The organism is Kitasatospora sp. NPDC017646, assembly GCF_044329365.1.
Lineage (GTDB): Bacteria > Actinomycetota > Actinomycetes > Streptomycetales > Streptomycetaceae > Kitasatospora.
The window spans coordinates 33,845-58,741 of sequence record NZ_JBIRJC010000005.1 but is presented as its reverse complement, the minus strand read 5'-3'; the positions used below and the strand labels follow the sequence as shown (position 1 = coordinate 58,741).

General features: G+C 73.6%; 18 protein-coding genes. 5 read left to right on the top strand and 13 right to left on the bottom strand.

The window, feature by feature from the left end; genetic code table 11:
• Positions 1-110: 110 nt before the first annotated feature.
• From ACH4J0_RS10580 to ddaH, 4 genes are all read right to left on the bottom strand, one after another.
• Complete coding sequence (locus ACH4J0_RS10580) at positions 111-266, bottom strand: DUF6131 family protein (protein WP_396238357.1); 156 nt, start codon at positions 264-266, stop codon at positions 111-113.
• A 178-nt stretch (positions 267-444) separates the two neighbouring features.
• Entirely contained in the window at positions 445-750 is a 306-nt protein-coding gene (locus ACH4J0_RS10575; RefSeq protein WP_396238355.1) for a WhiB family transcriptional regulator, read from the bottom strand.
• A gap of 150 nt (positions 751-900) precedes the next feature.
• The gene (locus ACH4J0_RS10570; RefSeq protein ID WP_396238353.1) at positions 901-2,442 is read right to left on the bottom strand and encodes a threonine/serine exporter ThrE family protein; all 1,542 of its coding nucleotides are present in this window, start codon (positions 2,440-2,442) and stop codon (positions 901-903) included.
• A 170-nt stretch (positions 2,443-2,612) separates the two neighbouring features.
• Positions 2,613-3,461: a dimethylargininase gene (gene ddaH, locus ACH4J0_RS10565; RefSeq protein WP_396238351.1), complete on the bottom strand. Its 849-nt coding sequence runs from the start codon at positions 3,459-3,461 to the stop codon at positions 2,613-2,615.
• A gap of 75 nt (positions 3,462-3,536) precedes the next feature.
• Here ddaH and ACH4J0_RS10560 point away from each other — a divergent pair, with 75 nt between their 5' ends.
• A complete protein-coding gene (locus tag ACH4J0_RS10560; RefSeq protein ID WP_396238349.1) occupies positions 3,537-4,037 on the top strand; it encodes an FBP domain-containing protein in 501 nt (166 codons plus the stop codon).
• Between the two features lie 31 nt (positions 4,038-4,068).
• Here the strand turns inward: ACH4J0_RS10560 and ACH4J0_RS10555 are convergent, their stop codons facing one another.
• The 3 genes from ACH4J0_RS10555 to ACH4J0_RS10545 all read right to left on the bottom strand — a co-directional run bounded on the left by ACH4J0_RS10555 (position 4,069) and on the right by ACH4J0_RS10545 (position 8,265).
• Entirely contained in the window at positions 4,069-5,109 is a 1,041-nt protein-coding gene (locus ACH4J0_RS10555; RefSeq protein ID WP_396238945.1) for a GntG family PLP-dependent aldolase, read from the bottom strand.
• A gap of 79 nt (positions 5,110-5,188) precedes the next feature.
• Positions 5,189-6,433: a cytochrome P450 gene (locus ACH4J0_RS10550; protein WP_396238347.1), complete on the bottom strand. Its 1,245-nt coding sequence runs from the start codon at positions 6,431-6,433 to the stop codon at positions 5,189-5,191.
• Positions 6,430-8,265, bottom strand: coding sequence for an amino acid adenylation domain-containing protein (locus tag ACH4J0_RS10545; RefSeq protein WP_396238345.1), 1,836 nt, complete (start codon positions 8,263-8,265; stop codon positions 6,430-6,432). Before ACH4J0_RS10545 ends, ACH4J0_RS10550 begins: the two co-directional genes overlap by 4 nt.
• Positions 8,266-8,698: 433 nt before the next feature.
• On the opposite strand from ACH4J0_RS10545, the gene ACH4J0_RS10540 reads away from it, so the two are divergent.
• Both ACH4J0_RS10540 and ACH4J0_RS10535 read left to right on the top strand, forming a co-directional pair.
• A complete protein-coding gene (locus ACH4J0_RS10540; protein ID WP_396238343.1) occupies positions 8,699-9,976 on the top strand; it encodes a lysine N(6)-hydroxylase/L-ornithine N(5)-oxygenase family protein in 1,278 nt (425 codons plus the stop codon).
• Positions 9,977-10,048: 72 nt separating this feature from the next.
• On the top strand, positions 10,049-10,702 hold the full coding sequence (locus tag ACH4J0_RS10535) for an FMN-binding negative transcriptional regulator (protein ID WP_396238341.1): 654 nt from the start codon (positions 10,049-10,051) through the stop codon (positions 10,700-10,702).
• Positions 10,703-10,778: 76 nt separating this feature from the next.
• Here ACH4J0_RS10535 and ACH4J0_RS10530 read toward each other — a convergent pair whose 3' ends face one another.
• The 3 genes from ACH4J0_RS10530 to ACH4J0_RS10520 are packed head-to-tail and all read right to left on the bottom strand — an operon-like array spanning position 10,779 to position 14,649.
• On the bottom strand, positions 10,779-10,991 hold the full coding sequence (locus ACH4J0_RS10530) for an MbtH family protein (protein WP_396238339.1): 213 nt from the start codon (positions 10,989-10,991) through the stop codon (positions 10,779-10,781).
• A 35-nt stretch (positions 10,992-11,026) separates the two neighbouring features.
• A complete protein-coding gene (gene glyA / locus ACH4J0_RS10525; RefSeq protein ID WP_396238337.1) occupies positions 11,027-12,445 on the bottom strand; it encodes a serine hydroxymethyltransferase in 1,419 nt (472 codons plus the stop codon).
• A 17-nt stretch (positions 12,446-12,462) separates the two neighbouring features.
• Complete coding sequence (locus ACH4J0_RS10520) at positions 12,463-14,649, bottom strand: amino acid adenylation domain-containing protein (RefSeq protein ID WP_396238335.1); 2,187 nt, start codon at positions 14,647-14,649, stop codon at positions 12,463-12,465.
• 471 nt (positions 14,650-15,120) lie between these two features.
• Between ACH4J0_RS10520 and ACH4J0_RS10515 the strand changes: the two genes are divergently transcribed.
• Entirely contained in the window at positions 15,121-16,500 is a 1,380-nt protein-coding gene (locus ACH4J0_RS10515) for a condensation domain-containing protein (protein ID WP_396238333.1), read from the top strand.
• Positions 16,497-18,863, top strand: a complete 2,367-nt coding sequence (locus ACH4J0_RS10510; RefSeq protein WP_396238331.1) for an amino acid adenylation domain-containing protein — start codon at positions 16,497-16,499, stop codon at positions 18,861-18,863. Before ACH4J0_RS10515 ends, ACH4J0_RS10510 begins: the two co-directional genes overlap by 4 nt.
• A 59-nt stretch (positions 18,864-18,922) precedes the next feature.
• On the opposite strand, the gene ACH4J0_RS10505 is transcribed toward ACH4J0_RS10510, so the two are convergent.
• From ACH4J0_RS10505 to ACH4J0_RS10495, 3 genes are read right to left on the bottom strand one after another with little or no spacing between them, the layout of a single operon-like run.
• Complete coding sequence (locus ACH4J0_RS10505) at positions 18,923-20,467, bottom strand: AMP-binding protein (RefSeq protein ID WP_396238329.1); 1,545 nt, start codon at positions 20,465-20,467, stop codon at positions 18,923-18,925.
• Between the two features lie 22 nt (positions 20,468-20,489).
• Positions 20,490-21,680 (bottom strand): NAD(P)/FAD-dependent oxidoreductase, encoded by a 1,191-nt coding sequence (locus tag ACH4J0_RS10500; protein WP_396238327.1) that lies wholly within the window; start codon positions 21,678-21,680, stop codon positions 20,490-20,492.
• Positions 21,677-24,874: an amino acid adenylation domain-containing protein gene (locus tag ACH4J0_RS10495; protein ID WP_396238325.1), complete on the bottom strand. Its 3,198-nt coding sequence runs from the start codon at positions 24,872-24,874 to the stop codon at positions 21,677-21,679. The genes ACH4J0_RS10500 and ACH4J0_RS10495 overlap by 4 nt, the downstream gene beginning before the upstream one ends.
• Between the last annotated feature and the right edge of the window lie 23 nt (positions 24,875-24,897).

Sequence of the window (24,897 nt, the reverse complement as noted above, 5' to 3'; positions counted from 1 at the left end):
TACCCCCCCCCCCCCCCCCCCCCCCCCCCCCCCCCCCCCCCCCCCCGCCCCCCCCCCGCCCCCCCCCCCCCCCCCCCCCCCCCCCCCCCCCCGCGACCGCGTTCCGCGGGTCAGTAGTAGTGACGGCGGCCGCCGACAGCGTGTCCGAGAGCTCCCAGGAGCCACAGGACGAAGCCGATGACGACCAGGATGATGCCGATCGTCCACAGCACCGAAATCCCCAGGAGGAAGCCGATGATGAGCAGGATGATGCCGACGATGAGCACGATGTCCTCCCGGAGGGTGAGGGGGACGGCGGTCGGGAAGGCCGGCTGCGGCGCACCCGGCGCCGGAGCCGTCCCTGGGCGGCGGAGCCGTCACCTCTCCGGCCGTGCCCATGAGCCGCGTCTACCGCCGCACGGGTGAACCAAACCCCGGCCGGCCCGTCGGCCCCGGCCGCGGCCCTCAGGCGGCCGTGGGGGCGGGATCGGCGGTGAACAGGGCGCGGCGCTCGGCCGCGGTCAGCCCGCCCCGGACGCCGTACGGCTCCCGCACCGCGAGCGCGTGGCGGCGGCACTCCACCCGCACCGCGCACCCCGCGCAGACGGCCTTGGCCGCCTCCTCCCGCGCCCTCGCCTCCTGCGCGGTGAGGGGCCGCGCGGGGGCCGGGAGGAAGGCGGCCGCCCCGTCGGAGGTGTGGCAGGCACCCCCCGGCTCGGGGCCCCGGTGGTGCTCGGGGGCGGCGGACAGCGGACGGACGGGGGCGGCCACGGCGGATCCTTCCGATCGGGGTGGTTGCCCCCCTCGTCTAACCGCGCCCCGGGCGTTCATGCCCGCCCCGGCCGCAGAGGTCCGCCCCGGCCGGACAGGTCCCCGCGGCAGACCGCTCCCGGGGGAGGCGGACCCGGCCGGGGACGGACCTCAGCGGCGGTGGCGGCCGCCGCGTCGGCGGCCGGGCGGGGGTGCGCCCGTCGCCGGGAGGAACAGCCGGGCCGCCTCCCGGCCCAGGTTCACGCCGATCGCGAGGGCCATCGCCGTGGCCGTGGCCCGCCCCAGGCCGCTGAGCCCGGTCTCCGGTTCGCCCCGGACGAAGGCCAGCAGCCCGAAGTACAGCAGCGACCCGGGCAGCAGCGGCCCCAGTGCGGCGGTGACGAACGGCAGCGCGGAACTGCCCCGGTACCGGGCCATCAGCTGGCCGGACAGGCCCACCAGCACGGCCGCGAGCCCGGTGGCCATGATCGGCTCCCCGCCCGCGCCGACCAGCACGGCGTACGTCGTCCAGCCGGCCATGCTGTTGACCAGGACGGCCGGCAGCGTGGCCGGCTCGGTGTTGAGCAGCACCGCGAAGGCCAGGGCCAGCAGCATCGCCGCCGCCAGCTGGAGCGGCGGGTTCGACAGCGAGGTCGGCACGCTCTGGGTGGCCAGGTCGGCGCCGTTGTTGACACCGACGTAGAGCACCGACATCACCCCGACGACCACGCCCGCCAGCAGGTACAGCACCTCCAGCAGCCGTGCCGCGGCGGTCAGGTAGAAGCCCGCGAGGCCGTCCTGCACCGCCGCCACCATCGGCCAGCCGGGCAGCAGCGCGTACAGCCCGCCGGTGATCACCACGGAGCCGCGCAGCTGTAGCTGGTTGAAGGACAGCAGGATGCCGACCACCGCGGCCGGGGTCGCGGCCGCCGCGATCCGGTAGAACTCCGGCAGGTCGTGCCGCCCGACCAGCGCCGCCAGCTGGTGCCCGGCCATCGCCGCGACGACGGCGCTGACGAACACCAGCCAGGCACGGGCGTCGGACCGGCCGCCGATCAGGAGCGTGGCGACGCCGGCCAGCAGGCCGGAGGAAAGCGCCAGGGCCCAGCCCGGGTAGTGGCGGGAGTACCGGCGCACGGCCCGCAGCCTCCGGTGGGCGGCGTCCACGGCGAGCCCGCCCCCGGTGATCTGGGTGACCAGCCGGAACAGCGCCGCCAGCCCCGCGTAGTCGCCGGCCGGGTGGTGCACCGTCCGCTCGGCCGTCACCGGCGGCTCCCCGGGGCCCTGTTGGTAGGAGATCGCCACCCGGGTGAAGGTCACCTGGGGATCACAGGGCCCGGCCCGGTACGTCCGCGCCACGGCCAGCATCGCCGCCTCGACGCCCTCCGCGGCCTCACCGCAGGCCAGCATCAACTCGCCCACCAGCAGTGCCAGATCCACCACGGCGGCCACCTCGGCGGGGCTTGGCTCACCGTCCCTCCTTCGGCCGCCGCCACCGGCCAGCGGCCGGGCGGTGGTCGGGGTGCGCAGCAGTGGCAGCATCAGGTCGGGCCAGCGCACCGCCGGATCGACGTCCGGCCCGGGCGCCGCCGACCCCGGCAGTCTCCCGGAACCGGGCTCCTCGGCCTCACCGCGCCTTTCCTGTGGCGGCACCCGCCGACCCGCCGGACCGTCCGTCTCGGCCCGCGCGCCCCGCTCCTCGTGTTCCGGCATCTTCGCTCCCTGCATCACCCCCCACTCGGCCACCTTTCGCACCCACTCGACTACCCCCTGTCATTGATTCGTGAACGTCATGCCCGGCGCGCGGCCACCCCGTTCGCGCCCTACCGGCCACGCTCAGTCGCCCCGTCCGCCCGGACGGACGGGGCGGCGCAGGGGTCGTCCTACGGGCGCAGTTCGAGCGTGCAGCACTTGACGGCGCCACCGGCCTTGAGCAGTTCGGTGGTGTCCACTCCGATCGGGTTGAAGCCCCGCTCCCGCAGGCGCTCGGTCAGGCCCGCGGCCGCCTGCGGGAGCACCACGTTGTGGCCGTCCGAGAAGGCGTTGAGGCCGAACACCGCGGCGTCCTGGGGGTCCGCGTGGATCGCGTCGGGGAAGAGGTGTTCCAGCACGGAGCGGCTGCCCGGCGTGAAGGCCTCCGGGAAGTACATGACCTCGGTGTCGGAGAGCACCGCGAGCGCGGTGTCCAGGTGGTAGTGCTCGGGGTTGACCAGGGTGAGGGAGGTGACCGGCAGGCCGAAGAACTCCTGCGCCTCGTAGTGCGAGCGCTGGTCGGTGCGGAAGCCGGTGCCGGCCAGGATGCGGCGCCCGACCGGCAGGTAGTCGCCCTCGCCCTCGTTGACGAACTCGGGCCAGAGCACCTCCCGGTAGCCCTGCCGGACGAACCAGGCCAGGTAGGCGGGCCCCTCGGCCGTCCGCTCGACGTGCCGGAACCGGGCGCCGAGCACCTTGCCGTCCACCACCGTGGCGCCGTTGGCGGCGAACACCATGTCCGGCAGGCCGGGGACCGGGTCGATCACCTCGACGGTGTGGCCGAGCGAGAGGTACACCTCGCGCAGCCGCTCCCACTGCAACAGGGCCAGCTCGCGGTCGACCGGCTTCTCCGGGTGCATCCAGGGGTTGATGGAGTACGTCACGTCGAAATGGCGCGGCCGGCACATCAGGAGCCGGCGCGGGGTGGCCGTCCGGGACTCCGGGCGCACCGGCCCGGGCTGAATACCGCCGGTGGACATGGGGATCTCCTCTGCGATCGTGGATTTCGGGGCGGACGGGGGCCACCCGCCCGGCGGTCAACTAGGCTCTGACGGATGCGTCGACTTGCCGAGAACGAGATTCGTGAATCCTTCGTCAACTGCTCGAAGGGAGAGGCGCGCAGGCTCAGCATTCCCCGCAACCTGTCCGAACTCCCTTGGGACGACCTGGACTTCCTGGGGTGGCGGGATCCCGGCGCGCCCGACCGCGGCTACCTGGTCGCCGTGCGGGGCGAGGACCTGGTGGGGATCACGCTCCGCGCGCCGAACGTCCGGCGCAGCCTGACCAAGACCAACGTCTGCTCGCTGTGCATCACCATCCACGGCGGCAGCGGGGTGGCGCTGCTCTCCGCCCGGCGGGCCGGTGCCGCCGGGCGCGAGGGGAACACCGTCGGCACCTACATCTGCGCGGACCTGGGCTGCTCGCTGTACGTGCGCGGCAAGCGCCGGTCCGCGTCGGTGAGCCGTCCGGAGGAGTCCCTGACCCTGGAGGAGCAGGTCTCCCGTACGGTCGCCAACCTGGACGCGTTCGTGGCGCAGGTGCTGCGGACGGCGTGACCGGCGGCCCGCAGCGCACCCGGCGGCCGGTTCAGCCGGCCGCCGGACCCTCCTTGAGCACCCGGGCCACGATGCCGACGGCGGCCGCCACGTCCTCGGCGCTCACCCCGTTGTGGACGACCGCGCGGATCCGTCCGTGACCGAACTCGGTGACCGCCAGGCCGTGTTGCCGCACCGAGGCCAGGAAGGTGCGCCAGGTGAAGCGCTCGTCGGTGACCTTGAAGATCACGATGTTGGTCTCGACGGTGTCGAGGTCCACCTCCACGCCGGGGATCAGCGCCAGCCCCTCGGCCAGCCGCCGGGCGTTGGCGTGGTCCTCGGCGAGCCGGTCCCGGGTGTCCAGGGCGACCAGGGCGGCGGCGGCCAGCAGGCCGGCCTGGCGCATCCCGCCGCCGAGCATCTTGCGCAGCCGGCGGACCTTCCCGACGAACTCGGCGCTGCCCGCCACCATCGAGCCGACCGGCGCGCCGAGACCCTTGGAGAGGCAGAACTGCACCGAGTCGACGTGCGCGGTGATCTCCGCGACCTCCACCCCGGCGGCGATCGCCGCGTTGACCACCCGGGCGCCGTCCAGGTGCACCGCGACGCCGCGTTCGTCCGCGAAGCGGCGCACCTCGGCCAGGTAGTCGAGCGGCAGCACCACGCCGCCGCAGCGGTTGTGGGTGTTCTCCAGGCAGATCAGCGAGGGCAGCGCGAACTGCGGGTCGTCCGGGTCGTCGGGGAACGCGGCGGCGAGGTCGGCCGGCGCGATCGTGCCGTCGGGCCGGTTCGGCACCGGCTCGTAGACGACCCCGCCGCAGACGGAGGCGCCGCCCGCCTCGTACAGCCAGATGTCGCTCTCGGCGCCGACCACGGCCTTGGTGCCGCGCGGGGCGTGGGCCATGATCGAGGCCAGGTTGGCCATGGTGCCGCTGGGGAAGAAGCAGGCCGCCTCCTTGCCGGTCAGTTCGGCGGAGCGGCGCTCGAGTTCGTTGACCGTCGGATCCTCGCCGTAGACGTCGTCGCCGAGCTCCGCCCCGGTCATCGCGGTGAGCATCTCGGGCGTCGGCAGTGTGAAGGTGTCACTGCGCATCTCGATCACGGCGGGAGGGTCCTCTCGTTGTGGGGTGCGTTCGTCCGGAGTGCCTGGGGTCCGGGATGTGGGGAGGCGGTCAGCGCAGCCGGGCGGTCACCGGGAGGTGCTTGATCCCGGCGATGAAGTTGGAGGCCAGGTGCTCGACCGGCCCGGCCGGCTCGAACCGCTCCACCAGGTCGGTGACCTCGGCGAAGAACTCGGCCAGGGCGATCCGGGCGAGCGGCGCGCCCACGCAGTAGTGCGGCCCGAACCCGAAGGCGACGTGCCGGTTGGGGGTCCGGGCGACGTCGAAGCGGTACGGGGCGTCGAAGACGGTCTCGTCCCGGTTGGCGGACCCCAGCCAGGCGACCACCGCCTCGCCGGCCCGCACCGGTTCGCCGCCCAGGCGGGTGTCCTCGGTGGCGTAGCGCATGGCGTGGGTGGCCGGGGAGGCCCAACGCAGGCCCTCCTCGACAGCGGAGGCGACGGTCGCGCCGCCGTCGAGCAACCGGCGGTACTGGTCCGGGTGCTCCAGGAAGGCGTTCACCGTGGTCGCGATGACGTGCGGCGCGGTGACGTTGGCGCCGAGGAGCACGTTGTAGCAGTTGTAGATGACCTCGTCGAGCCGGATCGTCCGGTCCCCGACGGTGAGTTGCTGGAGCAGGCCGATCAGGTCCTGGCGCGGGGTGCGCGCGGCCGCCACCTCGGCGAAGTAGTCGAAGAGTTCGTGGTGGGCGGAGACCAGCTGGTGGCCGCCGGAGTCGTCCCGGGAGGACGGGTCGGCGGGGGCGATCGCGACCGTGGTGAGCCGGGTCAGTTCGGGCCAGTCGGCCTCGGGCAGGCCCATCAGCGCGCCGGTGAACATCATCGGGAAGGCGGTCATCGCCGCCGCCAGGTCCCAGGGTCCGCCGCCCGTCAGCGGTTCCAGCAGCAGCCGGGCCATCCGGCGGATGGCCGGGCGGCGGGCGGCGAGTTCGCGCGCGGAGAGCGCCTGGGCGACGGGGCGGCGCAGGTAGCCGTGGACCGGCGGATCGCTGGCGACCATCATCCGGTCGGCCGCCGGGTCCTGCTCGCCGAGGACGGAGAGCATGTTGCCGCGCCGTGAGGTGTAGACGGCGTGGTCGCGCAGGACGGTGCTGGTCCCGGCGTGGGTGGTGACGGAGACGTAGCTGCGGCCGCCGGGCACGGAGAGCCTGGTCACCGGGGCCTCGTGCCGGTAGTGGCGCCAGACCGCGTGCGGGTCGCCGGTGGCGTAGAAGTGGGGGTCGCTCAGGTCGACGCGCTCGGGATCGACCTGACCGGGGTCGTGCTCCGGCCCGGCGCCCGGGACGGTGATCCTCACCGGGCCGCCCCGGCCGCGGGACCCGTCGGCGCAGCGGCCGGGACCGACCGGGCATCGGTGGCCGGTTCCGGCCGCTGGGTCCTGATGTGTTCCGCCAGCCCGGCGACGGTGGGGTCGAGGTAGAAGGCCCTGGCCCGGATCACCGCCCCGAACTCGGCGGTGATCTCCCGGGTGATCCGGCTGGCGGTCAGCGAGTGCCCGCCGAGGTCGAAGAAGTCGTCGTCGACGCCGACCGGTTCGACGTCGAGGATCTCCTGCCAGAGCACCGTGAGCCGGCGCTCGACCTCGTCGCCGGGCTCGCGGTAGGGCACCTCGCCGTCCGGGCGGGTCCGGCCGCGCCGGGCTGCCAGGGCGGCCCGGTCGACCTTGCCGTTGGCCTTGAGCGGCAGCCGGTCGACCCAGACCAGGGCGGAGGGGATCATCGTGGCCGGGAGGTCCTCGGCCAGTCCCCGGCGCAGCTCGACCGAGGAGACGGCGTACGGGCCGCTGTAGAAGGCGACCAGGCGGCGGTCCCCGGGGCCGTGGTCCTGGAGGACGACGGCGGCGTCCTGGACGTCCGGGTGGCGGCGCAGCCGGGCCTCGATGTCGTCGGACTCGATCCGGACGCCGTTGACCTTCAGCTGGCCGTCGGCGCGCCCGGCGAACTCGAAGGCGCCGTCGGGGGCGCGCAGCGCGAGGTCGCCGGTGTCGTACATCCTGGTCCCGGGGGCGGTCGCGTACGGGTCGGGGAGGAAGCGGTCGGCGGTCAGGCCGGGCAGTTTGAGGTAGCCGTGGGCGAGGCCGGCGCCGTTGACGAAGAGCCGGCCGACGGTGCCGTCGGGCACCGGGTCCAGCCGCTCGTCGAGGACGACCATACCGGTGCCGTCGATCGGTGCGCCGATCGGGACGCCGCGGGCGCCGAGCGGTTCGCGGACGGGGTGGGTGCTGGTGAAGGTGGTGTTCTCGGTCGGGCCGTAGGCCGCGGAGAGCACGGTGCCGGGCAGGGCGGCGGCGGCGCGGTCGACGAGTTCGGCGGAGAGCACCTCGCCGCCGGTGAACAGCGCGCGCAGGGCGGGCAGGTCGGTCAGGCCGGCCTCGACCGCCTGGTGGAACAGGGCCGTGGTGAGGAACAGCACGGTGGTGCCGGTGTCGCGGACGGTCCTGACGATCTCCGCCGGTCCGAGCCGGCCGGCCGGGGCGAGGGCCAGGCAGCCGCCGTTCAGCAGGGCGCCCCAGATCTCCAGGGTGGAGGCGTCGAAGGCGACGGGGGCGAGCTGGAGGAAGACGTCGTCGGACCGGGCGCGCAGGAAGGCGGCGTCCAGCACGAGGCGCAGCACGGCCCGGTGCGGCACGCAGACGCCCTTGGGGCGGCCGGTGGACCCGGAGGTGTAGGCGACGTAGGCGAGGTCCTCGGGGGTCTGCTCGACCGGGGGTGCGGAGGCGGCGGCGGCCCGGCCGCCCTCGACGTCCAGGTATGCGAAGTCAGCGTTCACCTTGGCGCTTTGGGTGTCGTCGGTGACCACCAGCGCCACTTCGGCGTCGCCGAGGATGGTGCGCAGCCGGCCGACCGGGTCGCCCGGGTCGACGGCGACGTACGCGGCACCGGCCTTGAGGATGCCGAGCAGGGCGACGATCAGTCGGGGCGAGCGTTCCAGCAGGACGCCGACCCGGTCGCCGCGGCGCACGCCGCGCCCGTGCAGCCGGGCGGCGAGGGCGTCGGCGGCCGCGTCCAGTTCGGCGTAGCGGAGGTCTCCGGCCTCGCTGCGGACGGCGGTCGCCTGCGGGGAGGCCGCCGCGACGGCGGAGAAGCGACTCGCAAGGGTCGACCCCCGCCGGGGATCCGACTCGGTCATGCTCGATGATTCCAACATGGTGCGGTCGCGGATCCCTTCGCGCGAAACCTTGCCCTTGTCAGCACTTGACGAGAAGTCAGTGAATGGAGTTCGGATTGCCGGTAACGAACTCATTTGCCGAGTCGTCGACTTGGGCTACGGCTATGCCCACCTCGAACGCTTCGGATGCTATTCAGCGTGACGATGCGCCGTCAAGAGCGGACCCGATCGATCTCCGGTCAGGAACGCCAACTCCCCACCCGAGATCGGTATTTCTCCCATTTGCTTGCACAGCCGGTGGCGCAGCTCCTACTGTCATGGAGTGATCAGGAGCCGTGCCGACGTGCTGCCCTGGCCACCGCCATCGGTCGACCGGACTGATCGTCGACCCCGACAGGCCATCCCCAAAAGGGAGAGAGCAGGGAAGTCCGTGGGTGAGCGGCAACGTTCCGGCGTGGTCGCCGGGACCGACATCGTCGACGTGGCCGGAATCGGCTTCGGCCCCTCGAATCTGGCCCTCGCGGCCGCCATCGCGGAGACCGCCGGCGAGGCACCGGTGAGCGCGCGCTTCTTCGAGGCCCAGCCGCGCTTCGGCTGGCACCGGGGCATGCTGATCGAGGGCGCGACCATGCAGGTCTCGTACCTCAAGGACCTGGTGACCATGCGGAACCCGACCAGTCCGTACTCGTTCCTGTGCTACCTCCAGACCAGGGGGCGGCTGGCGGACTTCATCAACACCAAGTCCCCCTATCCGCTACGGGTGGAGTTCCACGACTACCTGGAATGGGTCGCGGAGAGCTTCGCGGACCTCGTCTCGTACGGGTCGCGGGTGGTGTCGGTCGAGCCGGTCACCGGCGAGCAGGGGGTCGAGTTCCTCGACGTGCTCTTCGTCGCCCCCGACGGCACCCGGCAGGTCCAGCGCGCCCGCAACCTGGTGATAGCCGCCGGAATCGAGCCCCGGCTGCCCGCCGACCTGCCGGTCCTGCCCCGGATATGGCACACCGCCAGGTTCCTGCCGGAGGTGGACCGGATCGCCCCGCAGGACCCGCGCTCCTTCGTGGTGCTGGGCTCGGGCCAGAGCGCCGCGGAGGCCATCGAGCACCTGCACGGGCGCTTCCCGCGGGCGCAGGTCCACTCGGTGCACGCCCGGTACGGCTTCAGCGTCGCCGACGACAGCCCGTTCGCGAACCAGGTGTTCAACCCCGAGGCGGTCGACCGCTTCCACACCGCGCCCGACGACGTCCGGCAGCGGCTCGTCGATTATCACGCGTCCACCAACTACTCGGTGGTGGACGCCGATCTGCTGCACTCGCTGTTCCGGCAGGCGTACCTGGAAAAGGTGGCCGGAAATCCCCGGCTGAATTTCCACAACGTCTCCCGGGTGCGCGAAGTGACGGAAACTCCGGACGGCCTGCGGATCGACGTGGAATCGCTGTCCTCGGGCACCAGCACCGTCATCGAGGCGCAGGCGCTGGTGTGCGCGACCGGATACACCCGCACCGATCCGGCCGTCTTCCTGGACGGCCTGCTGCCGCACTGCCGGCTGGACGACCAGGGCCGCCTGCGGCTCGACCGGGAACACCGGGTGGTGACCGACGAGAGCGTTCGGTGCGGGATCTACGTCCAGGGCTTCGGCGAACACAGCCACGGGCTCTCCGAGACCCTGCTCTCCCTGTCCGCGGTCCGGGCCGGCGAGATCGGCGACATGCTCGTCAAGGCGCTGTCCGGGTGACCCGGGCCCGGCCCACCCGTCGGCCCCGCCGATCACGCTGACCCGCTGACCTGCTGACATCGAGGAGGACGAGTGTTCACGCCGAAGCTCTACCAGGTGGACGGGGACGACTGGCCCCTGCGGATCATCGAGCGGCATCCGCTCGCGGTGCTCGTCAGCGACGGGGACCCGGTGCCGCACGCCACCCACGTCCCGGTGATCGCGCCGCCCGACGCCGCCCCCGGGGACGCCCTGGCGGGCATGCGCCTGTGGGCGCACCTGACCCGGGCGAACCCGCACTGGCAGCAGCTGGTCGCCGACGGCGGCGGCCCGGCGAAGCTCGTCTTCCACGGTCCGAACGGCTACGTCACGCCGACCCTGTACTCGGCCGACATGGTCGCGCCGACCTGGAACTACGTGGCGGTCCACCTGGAGGGCACGATCGAACTGGCCGGGGACGACGAGACCCTGGCGATCGTCCACACCACCGCGCAGACGCTGGAGGACCGGTTCGGGGACAAGATGGCCCTGGCGCCCTCCCTGGAGTACCACCGGCAGATCGTCGGCGCGGTCGGCGGCCTCTTCTTCACGGTGACCAAGGTCGACGTGATGTTCAAGCTCAGCCAGGAGAAGGACCCCGAGGTCCAGCAGCGGGTGCTGGACCGGTTCGCCGCCAGCGGCTCGGGGCTGCACCGCGAGGTGGCCGACACCATGCGCGCCCTGCGGCTGGGCGGCGGCGCCGAGTGAGCTGAGGTCCACGGCACTCGAAGGTCCCGGGGCGGTTCCCACCGCCCCGGGACCTTCGGCGTCCGCGCCGGGCCGGTCAGTCCCGGGCGGTCTCCATCGCCCGCCGCAGGCTGAGCGGGCGCATGTCGGTCCACACCAGGGACACGTGGTCCAGGCACTCCTGGCGGGTCCCCTCGAAGCCCTCCGCCCGCCAGCCCGCCGGGACGTCCCGCTCGGCCGGCCAGACGGAGTACTGCTCCTCGTCGTTGAGGACCACCAGGTGCCGGCGGTCGTCGTCGAACTCGCTCATGTGCTCTTCCTTCCGGGGGGACCCAGTCGTGATGGTCAGGTGGTGGCGTAGCCGGGCAGGGGGAACTTGGCCGCCAGTTCGGCGACCTGGGAGGAGACCGAGTAGCGGACGTCGTCGGGCAGTCGGTAGGTGCGCGGGCCGAGCGGGGTGACGGCGGACAGCACGGTGTCGATCAGTTCGGCGCAGCGCGCGGCCTCGGCCCCGGACATCCCGCGGTGGGCTGCGCTGTTGGAGCCGAGCCGGACGCCGCCGCCGACCAGCGGCGGGGTGGTGTCGCCGGGCACCCGGTTCTTGTTCACCACGATCCCGCACTCCTCCAGTGCCTCCTCGGCCACCAGGCCGCTGAGGCCGCGGGCGCGCAGGTCCACCAGGACGGTGTGGTTGTCCGTGCCGCCGGAGACGATCGGGTAGCCCCGCCCGGCGAGTTCGGCCGCCATGCCGCGGGAGAAGGCGACGATCCGCCCGGTGGTGGCCGCGAACGCCGGGGTGGCGACGATGGCCAGGGCGCGGGCCTTCGCCGCGATGCTGTTGAGCGCCGGGGCGCCCTGGTAGTACGGGAAGATCGCGCGCTGGAGGAAGGCGGCGAGGTCGCCGTTGCCCTTCGGCGCCGGGGCGTCGTGGTCCCGGCCGACCAGGATCAGGCCGCCGCGCGGGCCGAACAGCTGCTTGTGGGTGCAGGCGGTGGTGATGTGGGCGTGGTCGACCGGGCTCGGGTGCAGGCCGGTCGCGACCAGCCCGGCGACGTGCGAGATGTCGGCCATCAGGTAGGCGCCGACCTCGTCGGCGACGGCCCGGAAGCGGGCGAAGTCGACGATCCGGCTGTAGGCCGTCGCCCCGCAGATGATCACCTTGGGGCGGTGCTCCCGGGCCAGCTCGGCGACCTGGTCGTAGTCGATCAGCCCGTCCGCGTCCAGTCCGTAGCCGACGGCGTCGAAGTACTGCCCGGCGTACGCGGCGGGGCTGCCGTGGGTCAGGTGGCCGCCCTCGGCCAGGTTCATCCCGAGCAGGGTGTCCCCGGGGTCGAGCAGGGCGGAGAGCACCGCGTAGTTGGCGGTGGTCGCCGAGTGCGCCTGGACGTTGGCGTAGCGGGCGCCGAAGACGCTCCTGGCGCGCTCGATCGCCAGGCTCTCGATGTCGTCGATGACACCGCAGCCGGCGTGGTAGCGGCGGCCCGGGTAGCCCTCCGCGGTCACGTTCACCGCGGTGGAGGCCTGGGCGGCCAGCACGGACGGGTCGACCACGCTGGAGGAGGCCACCAGCGACAGGGTGGCGTTCTGCCGGGCCTGCTCGCGGGCCAGCACCCGGTGGAGCACCGGGTCGTCGGCGGCGAGCCGCTCGGCGCCCGCGACCAGCAGATCGCGTACGGGATCCTCGGCGTCGTCGGTGTCCGCGGCGCCCGCGGCGGTTTCCGCGGCGCGCCCGGGGGCGGGAGCGGGAGCGGGTAATGCTGTCATGGGGGGACCGTCCTTCGTCAGAGCGGCCGGGCGAGTTCGCGTGCCAGCTCGGCCACGGTGGGAAAGTCGAACAGGGTCCAGACGTCGAGGTCCACTCCGAGCGCGGCCCGGATCCGGGTCGCCAGCTTCACGGCGGCCAGCGAGTGGCCGCCCAGTTCGAAGTAGTCCTCGTGGAGGCCGACCTCGGCGACGCCCAGCGACTGGGCGAACAGCGCGCGCAGGGCCGTCTCCAGGTCGGACCCGGCGTCGTCGGCGTCCCCGGCGTCGTCGGCGGGGGCCTGGGCCGGATCGGCCGGGCGGGCGAGCTCGGCCAGGGCACGGCGGTCGAGCTTGCCGTTCGTCGAGGTGGGCAGCGCCGCGAGGGGCGTGAACTGCTTCGGCACCATGTGGGCGGGCAGCGCCCGGGCCAGTGCGGCCCGGAGGGGTTCCGGGTCGAAGGAGGCCGGGTCGGCGGGCACCACGAAGGCGGCGAGGCGCCGGGCGCCGTCCTCCCCCACCGGGAGCACCGCTGCCTGTCCGACCCCCGGCAGCCCGCGCAGCACGGTCTCGATCTCGCCCGGTTCGATCCGGAAGCCGCTGATCTTGACCTGGTCGTCGAGCCGCCCGAGGTACTCGATCTGCCCGTCGGTGCGGTACCGGGCGAGGTCTCCGGTGCGGTACAGCCGGGCCCCCGGAGTGAACGGGTCGGCGACGAACCGTTCGCGGGTCAGGTCCGGCTGCCGGTGGTAGCCCAGCGCGACCTGGACGCCGCCGATGCACAGCTCGCCCGCCACGCCGATCGGCACCGGTTCGAGCCTCTCGTCGACCACGTACAGGGCGGTGTTGGCGATCGGGCGGCCGATCGGCACGTCGCGCCCGGCGAACCCCGGCGAGGCCTGCCAGTGCGAGACCTCGATGGAGGCCTCGGTGGGGCCGTAGAGGTTGTGGAGTTCGCAGTCCAGCCGCTCGAAGAAGGCCCGGACGGTCGGCGGGGCGAGCGCCTCGCCGCTGGCGAAGACCAGGCGCAGGCTCGCGCAGTGCGCGGCCAGTTCGTCCTCTTCGAGGAAGGCGTCCAGCATGGACGGCACGAAGTGGATGACGGTGATCCGGTGTTCGCGGACGGTCCGCTTGAGGTAGCGGGTGTCCCGGTGGCCGCCCGGGCGGGCGACCACCAGGCAGGCGCCGGAGACCAGCGGCCACAGGAACTCCCAGGCCGAGACGTCGAATCCGAACGGGGTCTTCTGCAGGACCCGGTCGTCCGGGCCGAGTTCGAAGCGCCGGCGGCGCCAGTGGACGGTGTTGAACACGCCGGCGTGGCGGTTCAGCACGCCCTTGGGGCGGCCCGTGGAGCCGGAGGTGTAGATCAGGTAGACCGGGGTGTCGCCGGTGATCTCCGGGCGGCCTCCGGTCTCCTCCCCCGGATCCTCGACGGCCTGTCGGACGGTGAGCGGGTCGGCTCCGAGGCCGGAGAGCGCCTCGACGTCCTCGGGGCGGCACAGCACGGTGCGGGCGCCGGAGTCCTCGACCATGTAACGCACCCGGTCGGCGGGCAGTTCGGGATCCAGCGGCACGTAGGCGAGCCCGGCCTTGAGCACCCCGAGGATCGCCACCACCAGCTCCGGCGAGCGCTCCAGGTGGATGCCGACGAAGCCGGAGTTCCGGCCGGACCGCAGCCGGCGGCTCACCAGGCCCGCCTGCCGGTCGAGTTCGGCGTAGCTGAGCACGGCGCCCTCGAACTCGACGGCGGGCGCGGACGGGGTCGCCCGCACCTGCTCCTCGAAGGCGGCCACCACGGTCGAGTCCGGGTACGGCGTGCGCGTCCCGTTCCAGTCGGTGAGGATCCGCTCGCGCTCCTGCGCCGAACCGAACCGGGCCTGCCGGGCCGGTCCGTCGGGGTCGGTGACCAGCGCTTCCAGCAGTCGGACGGCGTGATCCAGGACGCGGGCGACGGTCGGCCCGTCGAGCAGCGCCGGGTCGTACGCGGCTTCCAGCACGGCGTCCTCGCCCGTGCCGTCGGGGCGCAGCCGGACCGTGAGCGGGACCTCGGTTCCGGCCACTTCGGTTCCGGCCACTTCGGCGCGCCGACCGGTCAGTTGCCCGTCCACCGCCTGCCAGATCCGGCGCAGCCCGGCGTCCTCCGCGAGGCCGATCCGCACCTCCGCCCGGTCGAACGCCAGCCGGACGTCCTGCTGGCCCGCGTAGTGGTGCAGCAGCACCGCGAGCACGGCCGCGAGCCCCGCGTCCGGGCTGCCCGTGGGCTCCTCGGCGAGGCTCAGGAATCGCGCGAGGATCGGCGCCGGTACCGTTTGCGTACACGAACTACTCCGACTGGCGGGCCGATTGGCGAGCCACCGATCGCACGGCAACCGCACCATGCCCACGGCCGCCGTCGTGACGAGACCGCCGGCGAAGTGTGTGCCGGTCATTCGCGACTCCCGAAAGTGAGCATGCACCGGACAGGTTCGAGATCAAGGGATACAGCAGACGCCGAGGTATGACAACCAACTGCCTTTCCTCCTGGAGTTTTCCGGCCCACCGCCGGGAGGATCTTCCGCAGAGTGCGTACGGCTGACAGACTGGGCCGCGATAGCCCGCCGGCGCACTCGGTCCCGGCGCGGCCCGACCCCGGTTCCCGGGGAGCGACGTCCTCCCGGTATCCGACAGACCTCCCGGCACTCTTCACCGATGGGAGCACGATGCCCGGTTCCGTCGGCGCGACCGACCCGGCCGAGCGGTACGAACTGTCCTCCGGTCAGGAGGCGTTGTGGATGTTCGAACAGCTGGCGCCCGGCACCGCCGCCTACCACGTCCCGCTCGCCTTCCGGCTGCGCGGCCCCCTGCGCACGGACCTGCTGGGCACGGCGCTGACCCTGGTGGTGCGCCGCCAGGAGGTGCTGCGCACCGCCTTCCGCGAGGACGACGGCGAGCCGTACCAAGTGGTGCTCCCGCCCGCCGGGGCCGAGTTGCCGCTGCGCGAGGTCGCCGACGGGGCCGAACTCGCCGACGCGCTGCACCGGGAGGCGCGCGAGCCCTTCGACCTGGCCGCCGGCCGGCCGTTCCGGCTGCGGCTGTTCCGGCTCGGGCCCGAGGAGCACGTGCTGACCCTGGTGATGCATCACATCGTCACCGACGGCTGGTCGTTGCGCCTGTTCACCGACGAGCTGTCCGCCGGCTACGCCGCGCTGCTGGCCGGGAAGGACCCCGAGGCGGGGCTGCCGCCGCTGCCGGTGCCGTACCGGCGGTACGCCCAGTGGCAGCGGGAGTGCTTCCGCGGCCCGGAGCTGGAGGAACTGCTCGCCCACTGGGAGGAGACTCTGCGCGGCGTCCCGGCCGTCGACCTGGCCGCAGGCCGGCCGCGCCCCCGGCGGCCGTCCTTCGCCGCCGACCGGCTGGTGGTCCGGCTCGACCCGGAGCTGCACCGCGCGCTGACCGGCCTGGCCCGGGCCGCCCGGGTGTCGCTGTTCTCGTGGCTCGGCGCCGCCTTCTCACTCGCCCTGACCGAGCGCACCGGCCGCCCCGACACCGCCTTCGCCACCCTCTACGCCGGCCGCGGCGAGCCGGAACTCGAACCGCTGATCGGCTACTTCGTCAACATGGTGGTGCTGCGCGCCGACCTCGCGGACGACCCGGCCTTCTGCGAGCTGGCCGCCCGCCTGAACGCCGCCAACCTGCGGGCCATCGACCACGAGGTGCCGTTCGGCAGCGTGGTGCGCCACCTCGCTCCCGCCCGCCGGCCCGGGCGCAACCCGCTGGCCCAGGTCACCCTGCAACTGCGCACCGGCGCCAGCGCCCCGGGCCGCCCGGAGCTGCCGGGCGTCGCCTGCGAGGACGTCGACCTGTATCCCGGGCAGCACGCCTTCGACGCCACGGTGACCTTCATCGAGGACGGCCCGGACTTCCTCCTCAGCATCGAGTACTCGACGGAGGCGTTCGACGCACCGTGGGCCGCCGGCCTGGCCGACCAGCTGCGGGGGCTGCTCCGGGCGGCCGTGGACCGACCCGGCGCCCGCGCCTCCCGGCTGCTCGCCGCCCTCGCCCCCACTCCTCACGAACCCGACCAGGGAGCCTCCCCATGACCGAGCACGCCGATCCCGTCCTCCCGGTGCTGTGGAGCGACCGCGCCGGGGCCGTCGAGTCCGCGCCGCTGAGCGGCCTGCGGGCGGCCGCGCCCTCGGACCTCGCCGCCGGGCTGTGCGCGCTGGTGCTGCGCTACGGCGGCCTGCGGCCGGTCACCCTGTGGGGCCGCGCCGACGAGCGGCAGGCCTGGACGGCGTGGCCGATCGAGCCCGCCGAACTGGCCGGAACCGGATCCTCCACACCGACCCTCGCGGCCTGCCGGGCCGCCTTCGCCCGGCGTTCGGCGGCCTTCGGGGGCGGGCTGGAGCTGTCGGTGGACCCGCAGTCCTCGCCCGCCGTGTTCGCCCTCTCCCCCGCCGACGACGGCACCTGGACGCTGCGCCTGCGGGCCGCCGCCCGCCCCGACGACGAGCACGCGCCCGCCCGGATCGCCGCGCACCTCGCGGCCTACCTCGCCGCCCCCGACGAGCTGCGGATCGACCAGGTCGAGCACCTGACCCCCGCCGAACGCGAGCTGGTCGCGGAGGTGAACCGCCCGCGGCCGCCGCTCGCCGAGCCGGTCTGCCTGCACCACCGGGTGGAGCGGCAGGTGGCCGCGGACCCGGAGCGGATCGCCGTGGTCCAGGGCCCGCTGAGCCTCACGTACGGCGAACTCGACGCCCGGGCCAACGCCCTGGCCGTCCGGATCGCCGGGCACGGAGTGGGGCCCGGCGGGCGGGTCGGCGTGGCGGCGACGCGCAGCGCGGAGCTGGTGGTGGCGGCGTACGCCGCGCTGAAGACCGGTGCGGCCTTCGTCCCGCTCGACCCGATGCTGCCCGCCCACCGCCGCGAGGTCCTGCACCGGCTGGGCCGGGTGGACGTGGTGGTCGCCGACGCCGCCGGCGCCGCCAACGGCGCGGACTCGACGTCGGGCGTCCCGGTGATCCCGCTCGGCCGGGTCGAGGAGCTGCCGAGCGCCGACCGGGAGGCCCTGCCGAAGGTCGACGTGACCGGCCGGGACCTCGCGTACGTGATCTTCACCTCCGGCTCCTCCGGCGAGCCGAAGGGCGCCCTGCTCGACCACGTCGGCCGCACCAGCATGATCCTCGACCTCAGCTCCCGCTACGGCCTCGGCCCCGGCGACCGGATCCTCGGCGTCTCCTCGCCCAGCTTCGACATGACGGTCTACGACGTGTTCGCCGCGCTGATGACCGGCGCCACCCTCGTCCTGCCGGAGCGCGGGCGGGAGAACGACGTCGAGCACTGGGCCGAGCTGGTCGAGCAGGCCGGGATCACCGTCTGGCACTCCGTCCCGTCCTCGCTGGCACAGTTCCTGCGCACCTGGGGCACCGCCCGGACCGGCGCGCTGCGGGCCTTCCTGCTGGGCGGGGACTGGATCCCGCTGGCCCAGCCCGGGGCGACCCGCCAGGCGTTCCCGCAGGCCCGCTTCATCAGCCTCGGCGGCGCCACCGAGGTCTCGGTGGACAGCACCTACTACGACGTGGCCGCCGTCGACCCGCGCTGGCGCTCGATCCCCTACGGGCGGCCGATGACCAACCAGAGCGCCTACGTGCTGGACTCCTTCGGCACGCCCGCCGGGGTGGACCAACTCGGCGAGCTGTTCCTCGGCGGCCTGGGCGTCGGCTGGGGCTACCAGGACCGCCCGGCCTTCACCGCCGAGCGCTTCCTGCCCGACCCGTTCTCCGCCGTCCCCGGCGCCCGGCTGTACCGCACCGGCGACCTGGCCCGGCTGCGGGCGGACGGCGAGCTGGAGCTGATCGGCCGGGTCGACCACCAGGTGAAGATCGGCGGCGTGCGGATCGAGCTCGGCGAGATCCAGTCCTGCCTGCGCGAGCACCCGGCGGTGACGGACGCCGTCGTGGTGCCGGTGCGCGACTCCGCGGGCATCGCCCAGTCGCTGGCCGCCTACGTGTCGGTGGCCGAGGGAGCCGAGGCCTCGGTCGCCGGCCTCCGGGCCCACCTGGGCGAGCGGCTGCCGGAAAGCATGGTCCCGGCCCGGGTGTTCGTGCTCGCCGAGCTGCCGGTGAACCAGAACGGCAAGATCGCCCGGCCGGAGCTCGAACGGCTCGCCGCCGAAGCCGCCGCTCCCACGGCGGAGGACACCTCCGACCCGGCCGTCCGCACCGCCGTCGGTGAGGCTTGGCACGAGGTGCTGGGCCTGGCCGAAGTCCCGGGTTCGGCCGCCTCCTTCATCGACCTCGGCGGCAACTCGCTGGCCGCGATCCAGGTCGTCGGCCGGCTGAACCGGCGCTTCGGCACCGCGCTGAAGGTGGCCGACCTGATCGCCGCCGACACCGTCGCCAAGGTCGCCGCCATCGTCACCGAGCGGCGCGGCACCAGCACCCGGCCGTCGCTGCGCTGACCCCGGGCCGAAAGGGCCGACCTCCGCGGTGGGGGCCGGCCCTTCTGCTGGGCAGGGGTTCAGCGAAGCGCGAGCGTACGGGCCACCGCCTCCCGGTCGACCTTGCCGCTGTGGGTGCGCGGCAACGCGGCCACCGTGGTGAAGGAGCGCGGGATGTACGGGTCCGGCAGGTTGCGGCGCAGTTCCTCCGCCGCCCGGGCGCCGTCCAGCGACTCGGCGCCGGTGTCGACCGTCACCGCGCAGTGCAGCGAACGCGAGCCCTGCCCGTCGTCCAGGGCCACGCAGACCGCGGCGGAGACGGTCGGCAGCTCCAGCAGCCGCACTTCGATCTCCAGCAGGTTGACCCGGTAGCCGCGGATCTTCACGTCCTTGTCCCGACGGGCCAGGAAGGTCACCACGCCGTCCTCCAGCCGGACCAGGTCGCCGGTGCGGAAGGCGGCGGTGTGCCCGTGCGGGGTCGGCTCGACGGTGACGAAGCGCTTGGCGTTCAGCTCCGGCTGGTTGAGGTAGCCGGGCGACAACGGCGCTCCGGCCACCAGCAGTTCGCCGACGTTCGGCTCGGCCGCGTCCAGCGGGTCGATCAGGAGCTCGCAGCCCGGCAGCGGCGCGCCGATCGGCGGCAGCGCGGGCCAGGAGTCGCTGGGGCCGGTCAGGGTGTGCGCCGTGACCATCGCGGACTCGCTCTGCCCGTAGTGGTTGTTCAGCCGGCACCGCGGCAGCCGGGCGAACAGCGCGCGGATGTCCGGCGTGCAGACCAGCTGCTCCCCGGCCGCGTTGACCTCGGCCAGCGCCAGGTGGTCCAGCGACTCCTCCTCGGCGGCGGCCACGGCGAGCATCTGCAGCGCGACGTACGGCAGGAAGAGCCGCTCGATCCGGTTCTCGCCCAGCCACTCCAGCAGCTCGAACGGGTCCTGCCGCAGCTCCTCCGGCACCACCACGAGCGTGCCGCCGCCGCACAGGGTGCCCAGCACCTCCTGGAAGGAGACGTCGAAGTTGAGCGGGGCGAACTGGGCGGTTCGCACGTACGGCCACACCGAGTGGTTGCGCTGCCAGTCGACCATGGTGTCCAGGCAGCTGTGCGGGACGGCCACGCCCTTGGGCAGGCCGGTGGAGCCCGAGGTGTAGATGACGTACGTCCACAGCTCGGGCCGGCAGGCCACCGGGTCGACGGTCCCGCCGGTCGGCAGGCCGGAGATCGGCAGGCTGGGCACCGGCACCTCGAACTCCGGCTCCTGGTAAGCGTCCGGGTAGAGCAGCAGGCCGGCGCCGCTGTCCTTGAGCATGTGGGCGAGCCGGGCAGCCGGGTACTCGCTGTCCAGCGGCAGGTAGGTGGCGCCCACCCACATGGTGCCGAGCATCGCGGCCACCACCGCGGCGCTGCGCCGCCCGGTGACCGCGACCCGGTCCCCCGGGCCGATCCCGGCCGCGGTCAGGCCTTCGGCGATGCCCCGGACCCAGGACAGCAACTCGCTGTAGGTGATGCTGCGGCCCCCGTCGACGACGGCCCTCTGCGGTCCCCGGGCGACGGCCTGGTCATGGAACGCGGCGAGCAGGCAGGGCGGTTGGGACTCGCCGCCCCAGAGCGAGAGTGGAGCGGGACTCATTGCGGTTCCTCCAGGGGTGGGCTCAGAACACGTCGTCGTCATCGAGGTCGTCCTCGTCGAAGAGCTCGTCGATGCCGAGCATCCCGGCGACGACGGCGAAGTAGCGGCCGGTCAGCTCGGGGGACGCGCCGATGCCGCGCAGCAGCTCCAGCCGCGACGGGGTGACGGTGAGCCTGGCGAGCTCCAGGGTGCTCTGGTACGGCTCGGTCAGCTCCTCGTCGCGGCGGCGGGTGAAGCGGGCCAGGGCGGCCGGGTCGTCCACCCGGTCCGCCAACTCCTCGGCCAGGAAGGAGGCCTGGAGCAGGGCGTTGGTGATGCCGCGGGCGCTGATGGTGTCCAGGTGGTGCCCGGCGTCGCCGACCAGCACCCAGCCGGGGCCGTGCCCGCGGCGGAAGAAGTTCTGCTGGTCGCCGGTGCCGATGACCGGCTCGACCTGCTCGGCCTCGGCGATCTGCTCGTACAGCTCGGGCGCGGTGCCGCGCACGGCCGCCAGGTGGTGGCGGAACGGGTCCTGCCTGATCTCGGCGAACCGGTCCTGCGGGAAGTAGGTGGAGACCAGGGTCACGTCGTCGTGGGTGGGGATGCGGACGATCCAGTTGCCGGGGCTCTCGTGGAAACCGAAGCCGGTGCTGATCCCGGCCCAGCCGGTGTAGTACACGCAGCTGGCCCGCGGATCGCTCAGCTCGACTTCGGCCTCGACCAGTCGGGCCACCCGGGAGCGCATCCCGTCGGCCCCGACCACCAGCCGGGCGTACTCGGTGCGGACCCCGCCCGCGGTGCGGAAGCGGACGCCGGTGACCCGGCCCTCGGAATGGACCAGCTCCTGGAGGTTGGCCCGGTCCACGAACTCGACGCCCGCCTTGACCGCCGCGTCGACCAGCAGCTGGTCCAGCACCAGGCGGCGCGGCGCGAAGGCCGCCGGGGCGCCCGGCATCACCGGGGCCGGGCCCGCCAGCCGCACGCCGCCGACCTCGTAGCTGATGGTGTCCAGCACCGGGCAGCCGGAGTCCAGCAGCGCCGGGAGCAGGCCCCACTCGGAGAGCCTGGCCACGCCGGGCTGGTGGATGTAGAGGGTGGACATGGTGTCCGAGGGGAACGCGGCCCGGTCGATCAGCAGGACCTTGTGACCGCACCGGGCCAGCAGCAGCGCGGTGGCGGCGCCCGCGACCCGGGCGCCCACCACCACGGCGTCCCAGCCGCCGCTGCCGCTCACCGCTCGGCCTCCGCGAGTTGCTCGGGCCGCTCGTCGGCGGCCAGCTTCTCCGCGACGAGTTCCTCCAGCGTCCTCGCCGTCGCCCGTACGGTCGGCTCCGAGTAGAGCGTGACCAACGGGAACTCGACGCCGAGCCGCTGGCGCACCCGCGCCGTGAACCGGGTGGCGATCAGCGAGTGCCCGCCGAGCATGAAGAAGCCGTCCTCCGCGCCGATCCGCTCCACACCGAGCAGTTCCCGCCACACCCCGGCGACGAACTGCTCGGACGGCGTCCGCGGCGCCCCGCCCCCGCCGGCCTCCGAACCGGCCGGCGGCCCGGGGACCTTCAGCGCCCGCCGGTCGACCTTGCCGTTGGCGTTGAGCGGGAAGGTGTCCTCGACCACCAGCTGGGCCGGGATCATGTAGTGCGGCAGCCACTCCTTGGCGTGCTCCCGGAGCTGGTCGAAGAGCGGCGGGTCGGCCGGGTCGACGGCGGTCACGAAGGCCACCAGCCGCTGGACCGGGCCTTCGGCGGCGATCACCACCACGGCGTCCCTCACCCGCGGGTGGCGGAGCAGCACGGCCTCGATCTCGCCGAGTTCGACCCGCATGCCGCGGATCTTGACCTGGTGGTCGGTGCGCCCGACGAAGCGGAAAGCGCCGTCGGGGTGCAGGAAGCCCTGGTCGCCGGTGCGGTAGAGGCGCTCGCCGGGGCGGAACGGGTCGGGCAGGAAGGCGCCGGCCGTACGGGCCGGGTCGTTGAGGTAGCCGCGGGCCAGTCCGAGGCCGCCGATGTACAGGTCGCCGACCACGCCGACCGGCACCGGCCGCAGCTCCCGGTCCAGCACGTGCACGGTGTTGTTGTCGAACGGGCGCCCCAGGCTCACCGGTCCGGCCTCGGTCTCGTCGGCCGGGCCGCAGGTGTGGCAGGTCGAGTCGATCGACACCTCGGTCGCGCCCCAGGTGTTGTGCAGCGCGCCCGGCATCAGCCGGTGGAAGCGCCCGACCGTCGCCGCGGTGAGCGCCTCGCCGCTGGAGGTGGTGTTCCGCAGCCGGGGCGGCACCCGCTCGGGGGCCTGCTCCACCAGGTCGAGCACCGCGCCCAGCATGCTCGGCACCACCTGGAGGTACACCGACTCGTAGCGGGTGGCGGCCTCCAGCACCGCCACCGGGTCCCGGTGGCGGCCGGGTTCGAGCACGGCCACCCGGCCGCCGACCGACAGTGGCCAGAAGATCTCCAGGGCGGAGTCGTCGAAGGTCAGCGTGGTCTTGTGCAGGACGGTCTCGCCCCGGGCCAGCCGGTGCCGGCGCTGCATCCAGACCATCCGGTTCACCCAGCCGCGGTGGCGGCTCGCCACGCCCTTGGGCGTGCCGGTGGAGCCGGAGGTGTAGTAGACGGAGACCAGGTTCTCGGGGTGCGGGCGGTGCGGACCGGGGTCTTCCGCCACGGCCGCCGGGTCCGGGCACGCCGGGTCCAGTGTCCGCGCGCCGACCGAGGCGGCGTCGATCTCCTCCCCCAGCGCCCGGTCCACCAGCAGCACCGGTGCCGCCGCGTCGGCCAGGATCTGCCGGATCCTGGCCGGCGGGCTGGCCGGATCCAGCGGAAGGTAGGCGCCGCCGGCCTTGAGGATGCCGAGCAGCCCCACCACCATCTCCACCGAGCGCTCCAGGCAGATGCCGACGGCGCGCTCGGGGCCGACGCCCCGGGCCCGCAGCTGCCGGGCCAACGCCTCGGCCCGGGCGTCGAGTTCGCGGTAGCTGAGCCGGGCCGATTCCGAGACCACGGCGACGTCGTCCGGGGTGCGCTCGACCTGCGCCTCGAACAACTCGTGTAGGCAGGCGTCCGCCGGAAACTCGGCCACCGTCGCGTTCACCTCGCGGTCGAAGCGAATTTCCCCGGCGGAACGCAGTTCGAGCCGCGCCAGCGGTGTCTGCGGATCGGCCAACGCCCCCTCCAGCAGGGCGCGGTAATTCGCGCCGAGCCGGGCGATCGTCGCCTCGTCGAACAGGTCGCTGTCATAGGCGATGATTCCGGCCACGGAACCGTCCGCGGCTCGTGCGAGGTCGAACTCCAGATCCGTCTGGACGAACCCGGTCGGCACGTTCCAGCGACTCGTCCGCAGACCGTCCAGCGGAAGCGTCGGCGCGGTCTCCTGGTGGTATCCGAATACCGCCTGCACCAGCGGTGAGTGGCCGAGCGATCCCTGACCACCCGTCACCTTGACGATTTCGTCGAAAGGCACCGCCTGGTTGCGGAATCCGCCGATGAACGTCGTCCGGCAGCGCCGGAGATACTCCGAGAAGCTCTCGTCGCTCCGGCTCCGGCTGCGCAGCGGAAGGATGTTGACGAAGAATCCGACGGTCCGGTCGAGCGCCTCGTCGTCCCGGTTGGACACCGGTGCGCCCACCACCACGTCCCGCTCGCCGGTGTAGGTGTGCATCAGCAGGGTGAAGGCGGCCAGCAGCACCACGTAGTCCGTGGTCCGGTGGCGGGCCGCGGTCTGCCGCACCCGCTCGGCCAGCTCGGCGTCGAGCGCGAAGTCCAGCAGCTCGCCGCGGAAGCGCTGGCGGGCCGGCCGGGGCCGGTCCAGCGGGAGTCGCAGCAGGTCGGGGGCGCCTGACAGGTGCTCGGACCAGTAGGCGAGTTGACGTTCGGCCAGGCCGCCGGCCAACCGGTCGGCCAGCGCCGCACCGTACTCGGCGTACCCGTTCCCGGGTTCGGCGGCGCCGGCCGGTCGGCCGGCCAGCGCGTCCGCGTAGCCACGGCCGATCTCCTCGGCGATCACCGCGTTGGACCAGCCGTCGGTGACGATGTGATGGAGGTTCAGCAGCAGCGTCCACTCCTCGTCCGCCGACCGGAACAGCCGGAAGTCGAAGACCCCGGGGCGCTCCAGGTCGAACGGCTCGGCGGCGGCCTCGCGCACCCGGGCCCGGAGGGAATCGGGATCCCCCCTCAGGTCGTGCACGGGGAGGCTGAACTCCAGCCGGTCGACGACCACTTGCACGGGCTGGTCGTCCACCACGGAAAAACCCGTCCGCAGCGCGGCGTGCCGGGATATCAGTGCACGGATTGACTGTTCCAGCGCCGGGACATCCAGTTCGCCCCGGATCTCGTGCGCCACGGGCCCGTTGTAGAGCGGGAGCCGCGGATGCAGGTTGTGCAGGAGCCACAGCCTGCGCTGCTGCGGCGAGATGGGAACGACACGGTCGGGCATGGGTTGATCCCCCGCTCTCATCG